This window comes from Sphingosinicellaceae bacterium, from assembly GCA_019285715.1.
Taxonomy (GTDB): Bacteria; Pseudomonadota; Alphaproteobacteria; order Sphingomonadales; family Sphingomonadaceae; genus Glacieibacterium.
This window is the reverse complement of record CP079108.1, coordinates 2,545,615-2,559,886: the sequence shown is the minus strand read 5'-3', so window position 1 is coordinate 2,559,886 and position 14,272 is coordinate 2,545,615. Positions and strand designations below refer to the sequence as shown.

18 protein-coding genes are annotated in these 14,272 nt (G+C 68.0%); 7 read left to right on the top strand and 11 right to left on the bottom strand.

The window, feature by feature from the left end; all coding sequences use genetic code 11:
- Window positions 1-16 precede the first annotated feature (16 nt).
- Window positions 17-868 (top strand): oxygen-dependent coproporphyrinogen oxidase, encoded by an 852-nt coding sequence (gene hemF / locus KX816_11975; protein QXQ05006.1) that lies wholly within the window; start codon window positions 17-19, stop codon window positions 866-868.
- A gap of 439 nt (window positions 869-1,307) precedes the next feature.
- Here hemF and KX816_11970 read toward each other — a convergent pair whose 3' ends face one another.
- Genes KX816_11970 through KX816_11955 form a run of 4 tightly spaced genes read right to left on the bottom strand, consistent with a single transcriptional unit; the run spans window position 1,308 to window position 3,079 of the window.
- Window positions 1,308-2,120 (bottom strand): hypothetical protein, encoded by an 813-nt coding sequence (locus KX816_11970; GenBank protein ID QXQ05005.1) that lies wholly within the window; start codon window positions 2,118-2,120, stop codon window positions 1,308-1,310.
- Window positions 2,121-2,140: 20 nt separating this feature from the next.
- Complete coding sequence (gene grxD, locus KX816_11965; GenBank protein ID QXQ05004.1) at window positions 2,141-2,476, bottom strand: Grx4 family monothiol glutaredoxin; 336 nt, start codon at window positions 2,474-2,476, stop codon at window positions 2,141-2,143.
- Between the two features lie 29 nt (window positions 2,477-2,505).
- Window positions 2,506-2,739, bottom strand: a complete 234-nt coding sequence (locus KX816_11960; protein QXQ05003.1) for a BolA family transcriptional regulator — start codon at window positions 2,737-2,739, stop codon at window positions 2,506-2,508.
- A gap of 25 nt (window positions 2,740-2,764) precedes the next feature.
- Complete coding sequence (locus KX816_11955) at window positions 2,765-3,079, bottom strand: DUF1476 domain-containing protein (protein ID QXQ05002.1); 315 nt, start codon at window positions 3,077-3,079, stop codon at window positions 2,765-2,767.
- A gap of 215 nt (window positions 3,080-3,294) precedes the next feature.
- Between KX816_11955 and KX816_11950 the strand changes: the two genes are divergently transcribed.
- Genes KX816_11950 through purQ form a run of 4 tightly spaced genes read left to right on the top strand, consistent with a single transcriptional unit; the run spans window position 3,295 to window position 5,886 of the window.
- On the top strand, window positions 3,295-4,074 hold the full coding sequence (locus tag KX816_11950; GenBank protein ID QXQ05001.1) for a phosphoribosylaminoimidazolesuccinocarboxamide synthase: 780 nt from the start codon (window positions 3,295-3,297) through the stop codon (window positions 4,072-4,074).
- Window positions 4,075-4,124: 50 nt separating this feature from the next.
- Window positions 4,125-4,901 (top strand): phosphatase PAP2 family protein, encoded by a 777-nt coding sequence (locus KX816_11945; protein QXQ05000.1) that lies wholly within the window; start codon window positions 4,125-4,127, stop codon window positions 4,899-4,901.
- A gap of 46 nt (window positions 4,902-4,947) precedes the next feature.
- Window positions 4,948-5,178 (top strand): phosphoribosylformylglycinamidine synthase subunit PurS, encoded by a 231-nt coding sequence (gene purS / locus KX816_11940; GenBank protein QXQ04999.1) that lies wholly within the window; start codon window positions 4,948-4,950, stop codon window positions 5,176-5,178.
- 42 nt (window positions 5,179-5,220) lie between these two features.
- Window positions 5,221-5,886, top strand: coding sequence for a phosphoribosylformylglycinamidine synthase subunit PurQ (gene purQ / locus KX816_11935; GenBank protein QXQ04998.1), 666 nt, complete (start codon window positions 5,221-5,223; stop codon window positions 5,884-5,886).
- A 165-nt stretch (window positions 5,887-6,051) separates the two neighbouring features.
- On the opposite strand, the gene KX816_11930 is transcribed toward purQ, so the two are convergent.
- The 5 genes from KX816_11930 to KX816_11910 all read right to left on the bottom strand — a co-directional run bounded on the left by KX816_11930 (window position 6,052) and on the right by KX816_11910 (window position 9,745).
- Complete coding sequence (locus KX816_11930; GenBank protein ID QXQ04997.1) at window positions 6,052-6,618, bottom strand: DUF4337 domain-containing protein; 567 nt, start codon at window positions 6,616-6,618, stop codon at window positions 6,052-6,054.
- A 1-nt stretch (window position 6,619) separates the two neighbouring features.
- Window positions 6,620-7,354, bottom strand: a complete 735-nt coding sequence (locus tag KX816_11925) for a queuosine precursor transporter (GenBank protein QXQ04996.1) — start codon at window positions 7,352-7,354, stop codon at window positions 6,620-6,622.
- 55 nt (window positions 7,355-7,409) lie between these two features.
- A complete protein-coding gene (locus KX816_11920; GenBank protein QXQ04995.1) occupies window positions 7,410-8,297 on the bottom strand; it encodes a TraB/GumN family protein in 888 nt (295 codons plus the stop codon).
- A 113-nt stretch (window positions 8,298-8,410) separates the two neighbouring features.
- Window positions 8,411-9,010: a YceI family protein gene (locus KX816_11915; GenBank protein QXQ04994.1), complete on the bottom strand. Its 600-nt coding sequence runs from the start codon at window positions 9,008-9,010 to the stop codon at window positions 8,411-8,413.
- Window positions 9,011-9,046: 36 nt separating this feature from the next.
- On the bottom strand, window positions 9,047-9,745 hold the full coding sequence (locus KX816_11910) for a pirin family protein (protein QXQ04993.1): 699 nt from the start codon (window positions 9,743-9,745) through the stop codon (window positions 9,047-9,049).
- A gap of 111 nt (window positions 9,746-9,856) precedes the next feature.
- Between KX816_11910 and KX816_11905 the strand changes: the two genes are divergently transcribed.
- Window positions 9,857-10,786 (top strand): LysR family transcriptional regulator, encoded by a 930-nt coding sequence (locus tag KX816_11905; GenBank protein QXQ04992.1) that lies wholly within the window; start codon window positions 9,857-9,859, stop codon window positions 10,784-10,786.
- Here the strand turns inward: KX816_11905 and KX816_11900 are convergent.
- Complete coding sequence (locus tag KX816_11900) at window positions 10,783-12,078, bottom strand: Hsp70 family protein (GenBank protein QXQ04991.1); 1,296 nt, start codon at window positions 12,076-12,078, stop codon at window positions 10,783-10,785. The two genes, KX816_11905 and KX816_11900, sit on opposite strands and share 4 nt — an antisense overlap.
- 102 nt (window positions 12,079-12,180) lie before the next feature.
- Here KX816_11900 and KX816_11895 point away from each other — a divergent pair, with 102 nt between their 5' ends.
- Window positions 12,181-13,185, top strand: coding sequence for a LacI family DNA-binding transcriptional regulator (locus KX816_11895; GenBank protein ID QXQ04990.1), 1,005 nt, complete (start codon window positions 12,181-12,183; stop codon window positions 13,183-13,185).
- On the opposite strand, the gene KX816_11890 is transcribed toward KX816_11895, so the two are convergent.
- A complete protein-coding gene (locus tag KX816_11890) occupies window positions 13,182-14,225 on the bottom strand; it encodes a putative sulfate exporter family transporter (protein QXQ08537.1) in 1,044 nt (347 codons plus the stop codon). The two genes, KX816_11895 and KX816_11890, sit on opposite strands and share 4 nt — an antisense overlap.
- Window positions 14,226-14,272 lie beyond the last annotated feature (47 nt).

Sequence of the window (14,272 nt, the reverse complement as noted above, 5' to 3'; positions counted from 1 at the left end):
CCGGCATGAGCGGGACATGACCGAATTCGATGCACAACAGTTACGCGCCCAGGCATGGTTCCAGTCGCTGCGCGACCAGATCTGCGCGGCCTTCGAGACGCTCGAGGACGAGGGCGACGGCCTCGCACCGGCCGGGCGATTCGCGCAGAGCGCCTGGGAGCGGCCCGATCCGAGCGGTGTTCCGGGCGGCGGCGGCGTCATGTCGGTGATGAAGGGCCGCGTGTTCGAGAAGGTCGGGGTCAACACCTCGACCGTCCACGGCACTTTCTCGCCCGAGTTCGCCAAGGCGATTCCCGGCGCGACCGAGGACCCGCGATTCTTTGCCACGGGGATCAGCCTGGTCGCGCACATGGCCAATCCGCACGTCCCGGCGGTCCACATGAACACGCGCTTCCTGGTGACCACCAAGCGCTGGTTCGGGGGCGGCGCCGACCTCAACCCTGCGCTCCCGGTCGAGGCCGATACGCGCGACTTCAAGGCGGCGTTCGAGGCGACCTGCGATGCCCACGGCAGCGACTATTGGGCGCGATTCTCGAAATGGTGCGACGAGTATTTCTGGGTCCCGCATCGGAACAAGCACCGCGGAGTCGGCGGAATTTTCTACGACTATCTCGGCGACGACTGGGAGGCCGACTTCGCTTTCACCCAGGACGTGGGTCGGACATTGTTGGCGAAGTTCCCGGAGATCGTCCGGCGGCACATGCATGCGCCGTTCACCGAAGCCGAACGCGACGCCCAGCTGCGCTATCGGGGCCTCTATGCGGAATTCAACCTCGTCTACGACCGCGGCACGACCTTCGGGCTGAAGACCGGCGGCAATACCGAGGCGATCCTGATGAGCCTGCCGCCGCTGGCGAAGTGGGATTAGGAGCGAGTTTACGCGGCGCGGCGAGGGACTGAGCAAGAGCGAGAGTTGTCAGAGTTTACACCCTGGCGCGTCTTGCGAATTCGGTCGCGTGGGTGTCGGGCGTAGGGGTGGACGCGCGACGTGCTGCTCTTCGACGATGAGAAAGACCGCGTGACGACAGGTTCGGCACGGGGTAATTGTACCAGATCGGTGAGATGTAGGATAGGGCGACCGGCCCCATTGTCATCCCGGGCTTGAACTGGGACCCAGCTCACCCAGCGCTCGGACTCAGTGGTTAGCTGGGTCCCGGGTCAAGCCCGGGATGACAATCGGGCCCGGCATGACAATGTGGCCGGGGATGACAATGGAGCCACGATGGCGTGCGCCCCGACGGCGCGACTCTAGGATGGCGCCGAAACCCAACGATGGCGCAAGGACGACGCCCCGACCCGAAGGCACCTTACCCGGCAAGCTCGCGGTAGACGATGCCCGTACCCGCCGCTCCGTAGACGAAGATCACGGCGCTGAGCGCGGCGAACAGCAGGTTGACGACGATACTGACGATGCCGACGTCGCTGGCGGCACCGACCTGCACCGCGCCGATCGCGAAGGCGGCGACGATGTAGGTGATAACCAGCCCCACGAGGGGCCGCACGGCGGGCCGCGACAGCCTCCAGGCGCGCCGGATGCCGGGGACGACGCCAAGCGGCTCACGCAGGTAGACGCCGACCAGCGGCGCCAGGCGGGCCCACAGCCAGATCATCAGGGGCACGAAGAACGCGAGGATCAGGACCGCCAGCGCGAGCGGCGGTTGACCGGCCTTGGCCCCCGCCAGCAGGCCCGGCGAGGCGACGCTCCAAATCGCGACGATGATCGCGAGGAGCAGGCCGAAGACGATCGAACCGACGAAATACACCCCGAAGAAGACCAGCAGCGCGACCAGGAACTTGCCCAGCGCCGGTATCGCTGCAGCGAGCGTCTGGCCGAGCGTCCGGCCGCCGCCTTCGCGAGCGTCGGCGGTGATCGCGGCGACCGCGAAGACCCCGATGAACTGTAGCATGATCACCATGATCACCATCAGCCAGAAGCCCTGCGGGACCTGTACCGGGCGCGCCGGGTCGAAGCTCGGGCTGGCAACCGCGGGTGCGAGCAGGCGCAGTGCCGCATTGGGCAGGAACACGGTCGCGGCCCCCAGCGTCATCAGCGCACCGCGATGACGTGCGACGACGGCGCGCGTCTCCCGCCAGACGCCCACGACGCTCAAACCTGCCATAGACTGCCCCCGGCGCCCGTTCAGGCGGCCTTGGCCACGCCCTTCTCGGTCATCAGGGTCTCGAGCTCACCCGAGCGGTACATTTCCATCATGATGTCGGAGCCGCCGACGAACTCGCCCTTGACGTAAAGCTGGGGCACGGTCGGCCAGTCCGAGAAAACCTTCACGCCGGCGCGGACGGCCGGATCGCGCAGCACATCGACGCCTTCGAAAGCGACGTTCAGCTCCTCGAGGATCTGGACCGCGGTCGACGAAAAGCCGCACTGGGGGAAGATCGGCGTACCCTTCATGAACAGCACCACGTCGTTCGATCCGACAAGCGCGCCGATCCGCGCCTGGGCCTGGTCGTCTACCATCGTGCTTACTCCAGCCATCGTCATCACTCCTAAACCGGCGTTGCGGTGGTCAGCTGCAGTGCGTGCAGCACGCCGCCCATCCGTCCACCCAACGCATTATAAACCATCTGGTGCTGCCGGACGCGGGGCACGCCGGCAAACGAAGTCGACACCACCCGCGCGGCATAATGATCGCCGTCGCCCGCCAGATCGGTGATCTCGATCACAGCGTCGGGGAGAGCTGCGCGAATCGCGCTCTCAATGTCGGCGGCGGTCATCGCCATCAGCGCGGACCTGCGGCAACAGGCATCAGACCGCTTCCCGATACTGGCGCTCGGCCTCGATGAAAGCAGTCTGGAGCTGGGCGCGAATCTCGGCGTCGGTGGCGAGGCTGCCGAGATCGGCCTGCAACTTGGCGATGACGTCCTCGTCGCCGGGGTGGATCAGGTCGGCGGCGACGATCGTCTTGGCATACTCGGCCGCGTCTGCCTCGCCTTTGCCAAGCTGCCCGGCAGCCCACAGGCCGACCAGTTTATCGCGCCGTGCCAGCACCTTGAAGCGCAAGTCCGCATCATGGGCGTACATGTCCTCGAAGGCTTTTTCGCGGTTGTCGAAGCTAGTCATGCGGCTCCTCGGGGCGTGTCTTCTCCTGCAGATAGAGCGGCGGGGGGCATCGTTCAACGCCCCTGCGCAATCCGTGGCGTGACATTGTCCCGAAGCGTGGCGTGACATTGTCACGTGGGCACCCCCGCGCTATGTATGGAGGACCACCCGCCCCGGCCCGCGCGCGACTGCCCGCCCGCGCCGGGGCGTTGTTATTTGAAGAAGGCTCCCGCCCCATGACCCGCCGCCGCCAGATCTACGAGGGCAAGGCCAAGATCCTCTACGAGGGTCCCGAGCCCGGCACTTTGATCCAGTATTTCAAGGACGATGCCACTGCGTTCAATGCCCAGAAGAAGGGCACGATCAGCGGCAAGGGCGTCCTCAACAACCGCATCTCCGAGCACATTTTCACGATGCTCGGCACCATTGGCATCCCGACCCACTTCGTGCGCCGTCTCAACATGCGCGAGCAACTCGTTCGCCAGGTTGAGATCGTGCCCGTCGAGGTCGTTGTTCGCAACGTTGTCGCCGGCAGCCTGGCGAAGCGCCTCGGCATGGAGGAGGGCACCCCGCTGCCCCGCACCATCCTCGAATATTACTACAAGGACGACGCGCTCGGCGACCCGATGATCACCGAGGAGCACATCTCGGCGTTCGGCTGGGCGACGCAGGAGGAGATGCACGACATCGCCGACCTCGCGGTCCGCATCAACGACTTCATGGCGGGCATGTTCGCTGGCGTCGGCATCCGGCTGGTGGACTTCAAGCTCGAGTTCGGCCGCCTGTTCGAGGGCGACTACAGCCGCATCATCCTGGCCGACGAGATCAGCCCAGACGGCTGCCGCCTGTGGGACATGAAGACCAACGAGAAGATGGACAAGGACCGCTTCCGCCACGACCTCGGCGGCGAAGTCGAGGCTTACCAGGAGGTTGCGCGTCGTCTCGGTCTGCTTCCCGAAGGTGTCGTCGGGGCTGTTCTCGACCTCGACGAGCATCGCAAGTCGCGCGGGAAGTAGGCTTGTCGGCCGCTTGATCAGAGGCGTCTGGTCGGCCTAGACCGGACGCCATGAAAAGCCTCCTGCTCGCGTTGATCGTCGCCGGCCCGGTCGCCTCGCAGACCGTCGCCCCGCCGTTGCCGCCGGCACCCTATCTGAAGGCAGGGGCGGTCGACGTCACGCAGATCATCCAGCCTGCGCCTGTCGTCCACGAGCCGCGCTACGATGCCGACCGCAAGATCTTCAAGCAGACCCGCAAGGCGATCGGCACGGCGCGCTATGCTCTGGCGACCAGCGACGTCGACTATACCGTGCCGGCGATGGCGCGCGACTTCAGCTGCGCCGCGGGCGTCGTCCTGACCCGCGAGACCGCGCCGCGCCTGACCCTGCTGATCGTCCGCGCCGGTCGCGATACGGCGCGCGTCTCCGGGACCGGCAAGGACTTCTTCAAGCGTCTGCGACCCTACCAGATCGACCGCGGCCAGACCTGCCAGGCGCCTGAGGAACTGGTCGGCAGCTTCGACTATCCGTCGGGCCACTCGACCTGGGGCTGGACCTGGGGGACGATCCTGGCGGAGCTGATGCCCGAACGTGCCAGTGCCATCGAGGCCCGTGCGCGGGCCTATGGTGAGAGCCGGGTGATCTGCGGCGTCCACAACGCCAGCGCGGTCGAGGCCGGGCGCGCGACCGCGACCGGCACCCTCAGCGTCGTGCGCGCCTCGCTCGACTACCAGTCCGATTTCGCCGCCGCCCGCGCCGAGCTTGCCGCCCTGCGCGCTGCCGGTCAGGCCCCCGATGCAGCGGGGTGCGCGACCGAAGCTGCGCTGATCGCTCAGCACGCCTATTGAGAGCGCGCCTCTTGAGGTTGGGGTCCGCGGCGGGCATAGGGCGCGGATGAAGGCCCGAGTCACCGTCACCCTGAAGCCCGGCGTCCTCGACCCGCAGGGCCGCGCCATCCACCACGCGCTGGAGGGACTGGGGTTCGACGGCGTTACCGGAGTCCGCCAGGGCAAGGTTATCGAGCTCGACCTCGCCGACGGCACCAGCGTCGCGACGATCGAGGACATGGCGCGCAAATTGCTCGCCAACACCGTGATCGAAAGCTTCCGCGTCGAGACTTTGTGAGGATCGGCGCATGAAGACCGCGGCAGCTTTGAAGATCGGCGGATGAAGACCGCCGTCGTTGTCTTCCCCGGATCGAACTGCGACCGTGACCTCGCCGTCGCGCTGCACGAAACCACCGGCACCGCGCCGACGATGGTCTGGCACCGCGACACCGAACTTCCCGATGGCCTCGACCTGATTGCGCTGCCGGGCGGTTTTTCCTACGGCGACTATTTGCGCTCAGGCGCGATGTCGGCGCGCTCGCCGGTGATGCGCGCGGTCATCGCGGCGGCGTCGCGCGGCGTCGCGGTGCTCGGCGTCTGCAACGGCTTCCAGGTGCTGACCGAGGCGGGGCTGCTGCCGGGCGCGCTGATGCGCAACGCCGGCCTCGATTTCGTCTGCCGCGACGTCGTGCTCGAGGTCGCCAACAGCCAGACCAGCTTCACCTCGAAATACGATGCGGGCGAGCAGTTGCGCATCCCCGTCGCCCACCACGACGGCAATTACACCGCCGATGCCGACGTCCTCGACCGCCTCGAGGGCGAGGGCCGGGTGGTGTTCCGCTATGCCGAGGAGGTCAACGGCAGCGCCCGGCGCATCGCCGGCATCGTCAACGACCAGGGCAACGTTCTCGGCCTGATGCCCCACCCCGAGCGCATGATCGAAGGCGCGCATGGCGGGACGGACGGGCGGCGATTGTTCGACGGGCTGGTCGCGGCGTTGGGGTAGGGGCGGCGTAATCCCTGTCATCCCCGCGCAGGCGGGGACCCATGAACACCGCATCACCGAGTGAAGCTCAGCCGTTTCCGCTCACGCTCGACAGCCGGTGATCATGGGTCCCCTCCTGCGTGGGGATGACAGCCAGTCGTTCGGGATGACAGCGACGGGGCCGGGCTAACCCAGGAACCGCGACAGGATATCCGGGTGGATCGCCCATCCTGCAAATCCCGCAATCCCGAACACCAGCCCGCCGACGCCGAACGCCCACGCCACGCCCAGCACCAACCAGCTTTCGACCAGCGCCGACACCGCCGCCACCGACACCGCGATCGACACCAGCGCATCGGTCGCGTCGAACTGATCGTCGTGATAGTTCAGTTCGTCGTACCGAGCTTCGAAGCCCTTGGCCTTGGCCTGCAGTGCCGGGCCTTCGGTCTTGTACTTGGCGATGCGCGCCGCCAGCACGGCCTCCTGCCGCGCCACTGCCGCGCCGTCCTTGGCCAGCGGGCCGAGCACCGCCAATTGGTCGGCCTCGCCCTCGCTGAGGTGGAGCTTGGTGCGCGAGGCCTGATACTCGCCCCAGGTGTCGACCGCATCGGCCTTCGCCTGCTGCATGTTCTGGTTGATGTTGCCGTCCTTGATGTTGCACAGGCCGAGGAACACCGAGAACAGCACCACGGTCGCTGCGACGCCGCGATTGAGGCGCTTGTCCTCGGCTTCGATCGGCAGGTCGGTCTCCATCTCAAACCCTCGTTCTGAACGGACTGAAATCGGTGCCGCGGTCGAATACGTCGATGCCCTCGGCACGCTTGAAGGCGGCGACGATGCGGTAGGTGACCGGCGTCAGCACGACCTCCCACAGCACCTTGAGCAGATAGTTGGTGATCATCACCTGAACGACGAGGGCGGTCTTCCACACGCCAAGGAACGCGAGCGGGTAGAAGATCATACTGTCAACGCCCTCGCCGACGACCGTGGAGCCGATCGTCCGGGTCCATAGCCAGCGGCCGCTGGTCAGCACTTTCATGCGCGCCAGTACGAACGAGTTGGCGAACTCCCCCGCCCAGAACGCCGCGATCGAGGCGGCGAAGATGCGCGGCGTGTTGCCGAACGCGGTCTGGTAGGCGGCCTGGTCGGGCCAGCCCGGGGCGGGCGGCATCGCGACCACGACCCACGCCATCGCGGCCGCGAAGATCGACGCCGCGAAACCGACCCAGACGACGCGGCGCGCGCGGGCATAGCCGTAGACCTCGGTCATCACGTCGCCGAGCACATAGCCGAGCGGAAAGAACAGGATGCCGGCGCCGAAGATCACGTCGCCGAGGACGGGGAGGTGGAATGTCGCCTGCTTTGCCGCGCCGATCAGGTTGGAGCACAGCAGGATCGCGACGAACGCCGCCATCAGGAAGTCGTAGTAGCGCAGCTGGCGGCCGTGGAGCGTGTCTGCGTCGACCGCCTTGATCGTCGGTGCCGTCATCACGCCCCCCGTTGCTCAGCCTCGCTTAGTGGGCGACCGGGCGACGGCGCGCAACTCAGGGCAGCCGCTCGGCGGTTATGCCGCGCGCCTTGAGCATCGCCAGCACCGAATTCGGACCCGCGAGGTGCGCCGCGCCGACCGCGACGAACAGCTTGCCGGGCACCCGCAGCCGCGCCTTGATCCAGTCGGCCCAGCGGGCGTTGCGGTCGGTCATCAGGGCCTTTGCGACGACGGGAGTCGCGCCAAGTGCATCGCCCTTGAAGGCGGCGGCGATGGTCTCGGTGTCGCCCGCCAGCCACGCGGCCACCAGCTTGTCGGTGTCGGCCTTGGCGGTGGCGATGTCGTCGACGGTCGCATCGAGCAGGGCGCGCTGGTCGGCCTCGGGCAGGGTGTCGAAATAGCCGAACTGCTGCTGCAGCGTCTCGAGCGGCGTGATCGGCTTGCCGGCGGCGCGGAATTTCGCGGTCAGTGTCGCCTCGACGCCGTTGGCCGCTGTTAGACCGAGGTTGGCCAATGTCGCGTCGCCGACGACGATCGCCGCCAGCCACGTCTCCATGAGGTCGAGCGAGTCCATCGAAAGCGTCGTCGCGGCGACCGCGGCGTCGAGCTTGCCGCGCTTCGACGGCGCGACCCGTGTGTCGAGCTTCGGCTCCTTGGGCGAGTAGCCGAGCCTGGAGATCAGCCCGCTGACGACGCTCGGGTCGTCGGGAACCACGGCCTCGAGCACCAGCGCATCGGCGGCGTCGACGCGGTCGGTGACGCGGCGGTTGAACCACGGGACGCCCGGCGGCAGCTCGTGGAGGGTGCCGAACAGGATGATCTCGGTTGCGCCACTGTGGACACGCCACATCGCGGGCACCGCGAGGGCGGGGGCGGAGCCGAACAGCGCGAGCGCGGCGGCAACCGCGCGCCAGGACGGCAGGAAGCGGGTGAGGGGGTTCATGTGGTGCCGGATGCATCCAGTTGCCGGCATGTGGCAAGTCGGCCGGCTGGCGCAGAGGCAGGCCGTTGCCGCAGTGGGACGGCCGCCTGCAACGTGCAGGCGGCCGGTTCTCCCTAATTGGCCTTTTCGAACGGGGCCGCGATGGTGATCGTGACCTCGTCGCTGACCAGCGGCGCGTACTTGCTGACGCCGAACTCCGTGCGCTTGATCTGCCCGGTCGCCTTGAAGCCGACGGTATAGGCCTTCGACAGCGGGTTGGGGCCGGCGCCGATGAAGCTGGCGTCGAGCACGAACGGCTTGCTGACACCGTGCAGGGTCAGCGTGCCGGCGATCTTCGCGGTCGTCGGGCCGGTGCGGGTGACCTTGGTCGAGACGAAGCGGATCGTCGGATACTTCGCTGCGTCGAACCAGTCGGCACTGCGTAGCTCGTCGTCGAGCTTGGCGTTGGTCGTCGAGACCCGCTCGACCGGCACCGAGACGTCGAGCTTCGACGCGCCGATGTTCTTCGGATCGAGGCTCAGCGTGCCGGTCGCGGCGGGGAAGGTGCCGAAGAACTGCGTGAAGCCGAGGTGGTTGACCTCGAATTGCACCAGGGCGTGGTTCGGATCGGTCTTGTAGCTGCCGGCCTGGACGGTGGCAGTGTCCTTGGTCGCCTGCGCCAGCAGCGGGCTGGCGACGGTGAGGGCGAGGATCGAGATAGCGATAGTCTTCATGAGCGTGTCCTTTTCAAGTGCAGTCTAGAGTCGGGTTCAGGCGGCGTCGACGAGGACGATTTCGCTGTCCTCGAGTGCGGTGACACGGAGCGTCTCGACGCCAGTAATCGCCGCACCGTCACGGGCACCGATGCGCTGGCCGTCGATCGTCACCGCGCCGGTGGCGGGCACCAGATAGCCGCGGCGGGTCGCACCGAGCGGATACTCGGCGCTCTCGCCCGCCTTCAGGCTGGCACCGACGACGCGGGCGTCGGTGCGGATCGGCAGCGCGTCGTTGTCGTTGTCGAAGCCGCTGGCCAGCACCACGAACTGGCCCGAGCGCTCGCCCTTGGGGAAGGGCTTGGCACCCCACGCCGGCTTCTCGCCGGTGCGGCTTGGCTGGATCCAGATCTGGAAGATCTTCGTGGTCACGTCCTCCTGGTTGTACTCGGAGTGGGTGATCCCGGTGCCCGCCGACATGACCTGGACGTCGCCCGCTTCGGTGCGGCCCTCGTTACCGAGGTTGTCCTTGTGGGTGATGGCACCCTCGCGGACGTAGGTGATGATCTCCATGTCGCGGTGCGGGTGGGGCGGGAAGCCGGTCTTCGGGGCGATGGTGTCGTCGTTCCAGACGCGCAGCGAGCCCCAGTTCATGCGCTTGGGGTCGTGGAAGCTGGCAAAGCTGAAGTGGTGCTTGGCGTTGAGCCAGCCATGGTCCGCGCCGCCGAGGCCGGTGAAGGGACGAACTTCGATCATGTCTTGTCTCCTGCTGTGGGCGGTTCGAACCGCGCCGTGGCACCGAGATAGGCGCTCTCGACTTGCGCGATTAGAGCGATAAAGTCTGGCTGACCGTTCGAGAAAGTTGAAATGGCAAATCCGGGCACACCGACCTACGAGCAGCTGCGGACGTTCCTTGCGGTCGTCGACAGCGGCAGTTTCGCGGGCGCGGGCCGCCAGCTCAACCGGGCCGTGTCGGTGATCAGCTACGGCATCGCCAACCTCGAGGCGCAGCTCGGCGTGCTGCTGTTCGACCGCGAAAGCACGCGCCGGCCGAAGCTGACGGTCGCAGGGCAGGCGGTGCTGGCCGAGGCGCGGGCGATCGGCGAGGGCTTCGACGGCCTGCGCGCCAAGGTGAAGGGCATGCTCGAAGGGCTCGAGGCGGAGGTCAACCTCGCGGTCGACGTGATGCTGCCGGCCGAGCGACTCGGCAGCGTGCTGCGCAGCTTCAACGTCGAGTTCCCGACGGTGAGCCTGCGGCTGTACGTGGAGGCGCTCGGCGCGGTCGCGTCGCTTGTCCTCGAACAGAAAGCGGTGCTCGGCATCTCCGGGCCGTTGATCGCCGGCATCGGGGAACTCGAGAGCCTGTCGGCCGGGTCGCTGCCGCTGGTACCGGTCGCTGCGCCCGACCATCCGCTGGCGCGGCTCGAACGGATCGCGCCGGGTGCGGGCCGCGAGTACATCCAGCTCGTGCTGACCGATCGCTCACCGCTGACGGAGGGCCGGGACTTCTCGGTGATGAGCCCGCGAACGTGGCGGCTCGCCGATCTCGGGGCCAAGCATGCGCTGCTCCGCGAGGGGGTCGGCTGGGGCAACATGCCGTTGCCGATGATCGCGGGCGACCTGCTCGCCGGGACGCTGGTGCGGCTGGCGATGCCCGATCATCCCGGCGGCATCTACCGCTTCGCCGGCATCTGGCGGCGCGACGTGCCGCCGGGGCCGGCGGCGTCGTGGCTGCTCCAGCAGTTCGTCGACATCGGTGCGGGCGACGATGATTTCGAGGCGCTCGGCGACGTCTAGAGTGCCGACCAGACGGTCAGGTCGTCCTGCTCGCCGATCAGGGCGAGGCCGTGTGCGATCGAGGTCAGTTCGCCACCGGTCGCGATGCGCTCGCTCCCGAAGCGCTCCGTGAACAACCGGACGATGCGCGGGGTCAGCGAGGCGCCGCCGGTCAGGAAAATCCGGTCGATGGCCGTGGGGTCGGTTGCGGCCATCGCCAGCGCGCGGTCGACGGCGAGTTCGATCTGCTGGATATCGGGGGCAATCCACGCTTCGAAGGCCTCGCGCGTCACCTCCGCCTCGACGGCAAGGCCGGCGCCGCTGAAGCGGAAGCTCGCCCGGTCGGCGGCGGACAGGTCGCGCTTCACGCGGTCGACTGCCTGGTACAGCCGGAAACCGAGTTCCTGCTCGATCACCGCGATCAGGCGGCCGATGGCGTCGGGGTCGAGCGCCGACCGGCGCAGCGCCTCGAGCTCGGCCATCGTCCGGCGGTTGTGCATCAGCGCCAGCCGCGACCAGTCGGCGAAGTCGGCGAAGTGGCCGTTCGGGATCTCCAGCACCTTGTCGAACGAGCGGTAGCTGCCGCCCTTGCCGAGCAGCGGCATGACCAGCTGATCGACGATCCGGGCATCGAAGCGGTCGCCGGCGATACCGACACCGGCGTGGCCGAGCGGCACGCAACGCTGCGCCGCGCCCGGTGCCTCGATCCGCACGACCGAGAAGTCGCTGGTGCCGCCGCCGAAGTCCGCAACCAGGATCGTCGCGGGGTCGCTGATCCTCGACGCATAGCTGAAGGCCGCGCCGAGCGGCTCGTAGACATAGTGCAGGTCGGCCCCGAGCCCGTCGAACATCGCGTCGTAGCGTCGCCGCGCCAGCGCCTCGTCGGGGGCATGGCCAGCATAGACCACCGGCCGTCCGACGACGATGCGCGCCGCGCCGTCGAGGGCACCGCCGGCGCGGGCCGCCATCTTCGCGAGGAAGGTCCGGCCGAGGTCCTCAAACTTGTAGCGCCGCTCGAAGATCGTCGCGTGCTCGAAGCCGGCATTGGCGGCGACCGACTTGAAGGACTGCAGGAAGCGGCTGGCCTGCGGGAACTCCAGATACTCGGCGATCGCCCATGGCCCGGCCTCGACCGCGATGCCGCCCCGCACCGCTTCCTCCTCCCAGAAGCACAGCGCCGAGCGGAAAGCGGTCTCGGAGACGCCGGGCGTGTCGAACGTGGCGAGAGTCGACACGCCGTCGCGGGCGATCGCCGCGACGGAGTTGGTGGTGCCGAAATCGAGACCGAGGGCGAAGGGAGGGGAGCCTGACATTGGCAGGCCCCGCTACACATCTCGCCGGCATTGCGCAAAGCCGGCCTATCGCGTCAAACACCGGCTCCCAGATGCGAATTCAGATTGTGGAAGATTGCCGGCGTGGCCCGAATTCGGATCAAGGATGTAGCGGCGGCCGCGGACGTCTCGGTCCAGACCGTGTCGCGGGTGCTCAACGACGAGCGCTACGTCAGCGAGGACAAGCGCCGCCGCGTCCAGGATGCGGTGGCGCTGCTGAACTACCGCCCCAGCCACGCGGCGCGAACCCTGCGCGCGCGGCACTCCTTCCAGATCGGGCTGATCCACGACAACCCCAGCCCGTATTATGTCTACAGCATGCAGGCGGGCGTCCGCGCGCGCTGCGAGGCGGGCGGGTTCCGGATGATCGTGCAGCCCTGCGACGTGTATTCGCCGACATTGGTCGCCGATATCATGGGGTTGATCGACCAGGGCGACCTCGACGGGATCATCCTGACGCCGCCCGTCTGCGACGTGAAGCGGGTCACCGAGATGCTGTCGCGGCGCGGCATCCCTTTCGTCCGCATCCAGCCGGGCGATGATCCCGGGGCGACCGCGTCGACGTGCATCGACAATGTCCAGGCGGCGGACGACATGACGACCTACCTCGCCGGGCTCGGCCACCGCCGCATCGCGATGATCCTCGGCCACCCGGACTACGGCGTTACCGGACAGCGGCTGGCCGGGTATCACCGGGCCCTCGAGCGCGCCGGCCTCACCTTCGAGCCCGACCTCGTGCAGGGCGGCAAGTTCGATTTCCAGTCGGGCGCGGATGCCGCGGAAACCCTGCTCGACCTGCCGACACCACCGTCCGCGATCTTCGCCAGCAGCGACGAGATGGCCGCGGGCGTGCTCGCCACCGCGCATCGCCGGGGTATCACGGTGCCCGAGCGGCTGTCGGTCGCCGGTTTCGACGATATCGACCTGGCGCGCTTCGTCTGGCCATCGCTGACCACGATCCGGCAGCCGACGTGGGCGCTGGGCTATGCCGCCGCCGACCTCCTGCTCGACCCCGGCGAGGTCGCCGAGGAGCGACGGCAGTCGCACGAACTGATCGTCCGCGCCTCGACCGCGCCGCCGTCGGCCTAGTCGATCACCAACTTCGCGACGGCACTGCCCAATGCCAGCGCGGCGAGGGTGGCGACCAGCAGCACCACCATCGGGCGCATGCTGGTGCCGAGCAGGCTCTTCATCGGCGAGCGGATGCCGGTCGCCGCCACCGCGCACGCCAGCAGCCCCGCGGTGCCGGACCGGGTGACGGTCCCGACCGCCGCGGGAAAGTCGATCGTCGAGTTGAGCGCGGCGACGGCGAAGAAGCCGAGCACGAACCATGGTGGTGCCAGCCCGGCGAGGCCCTTGCGGCGCTCCGAAGGGAAGGCCATCGCGACGATCGCCAGCACCGGTGCAAGCAGTGCGACGCGCGTCAGTTTGACGATCGCGGCGGTCTGCCCGGCGAGGTGCGAATAGGCGTAGCCCGCCCCCAGGGCCTGCGCGACATCGTGGATCGACGCGCCGATCAGGAAGCCTGCGGCAACGTCGCTGAGCCCGAACTGGGCTGCGATGATCGGATAGAAGAACATCGCCAGCGAACTCAGCGCCGAGACGACGACGAGCACGAGTGCAAGCTGCGCCTGGCTGATCCGGCGCTCGCCGAGCAGTGTCGCCAGGGCCATCGCCGCGGACGCGCCACAGATCGCGACCGCGCCGCCGGCCAGCGTGCCGAAGGCGGCGCTGAACCCCAGCGCCCGCGCGGTGACCAGCGCCACTGCCATCGTCAGCGCGACGATCACCACGATCGCCACCAGCGCACCGGGCCCGAGGTCAATCATCTGGCCGAAGGTGACCTGGAACCCGACGAGGACGATGCCGACCCTGAGCAAGGTCCGCGAGGCAAAGGCCAGCCCTGGCGCGAGGCGTGCGTCGGCGTTGAGGAAATTGAGCGCCAGCCCGATCAGCAACGCCATCAGCGTCAGCGGAGCGCGGTAGTGATCGGCGAGATAACCCGCCGCCAGTGCTGCCGCCGCGGTGACCGCCAGCCCGGGAACATAGCTCCGCCATCCCAGCTCGGGGCCGACATCGCCGTAGAGGTCCGCGGCTGTCGGCGGCCGGCTTTTCGAGACGGCGCCCAGCACGTGCGTTCCCCCAAACTTAGCCCTGTCAAAAGGCCTCTGATATC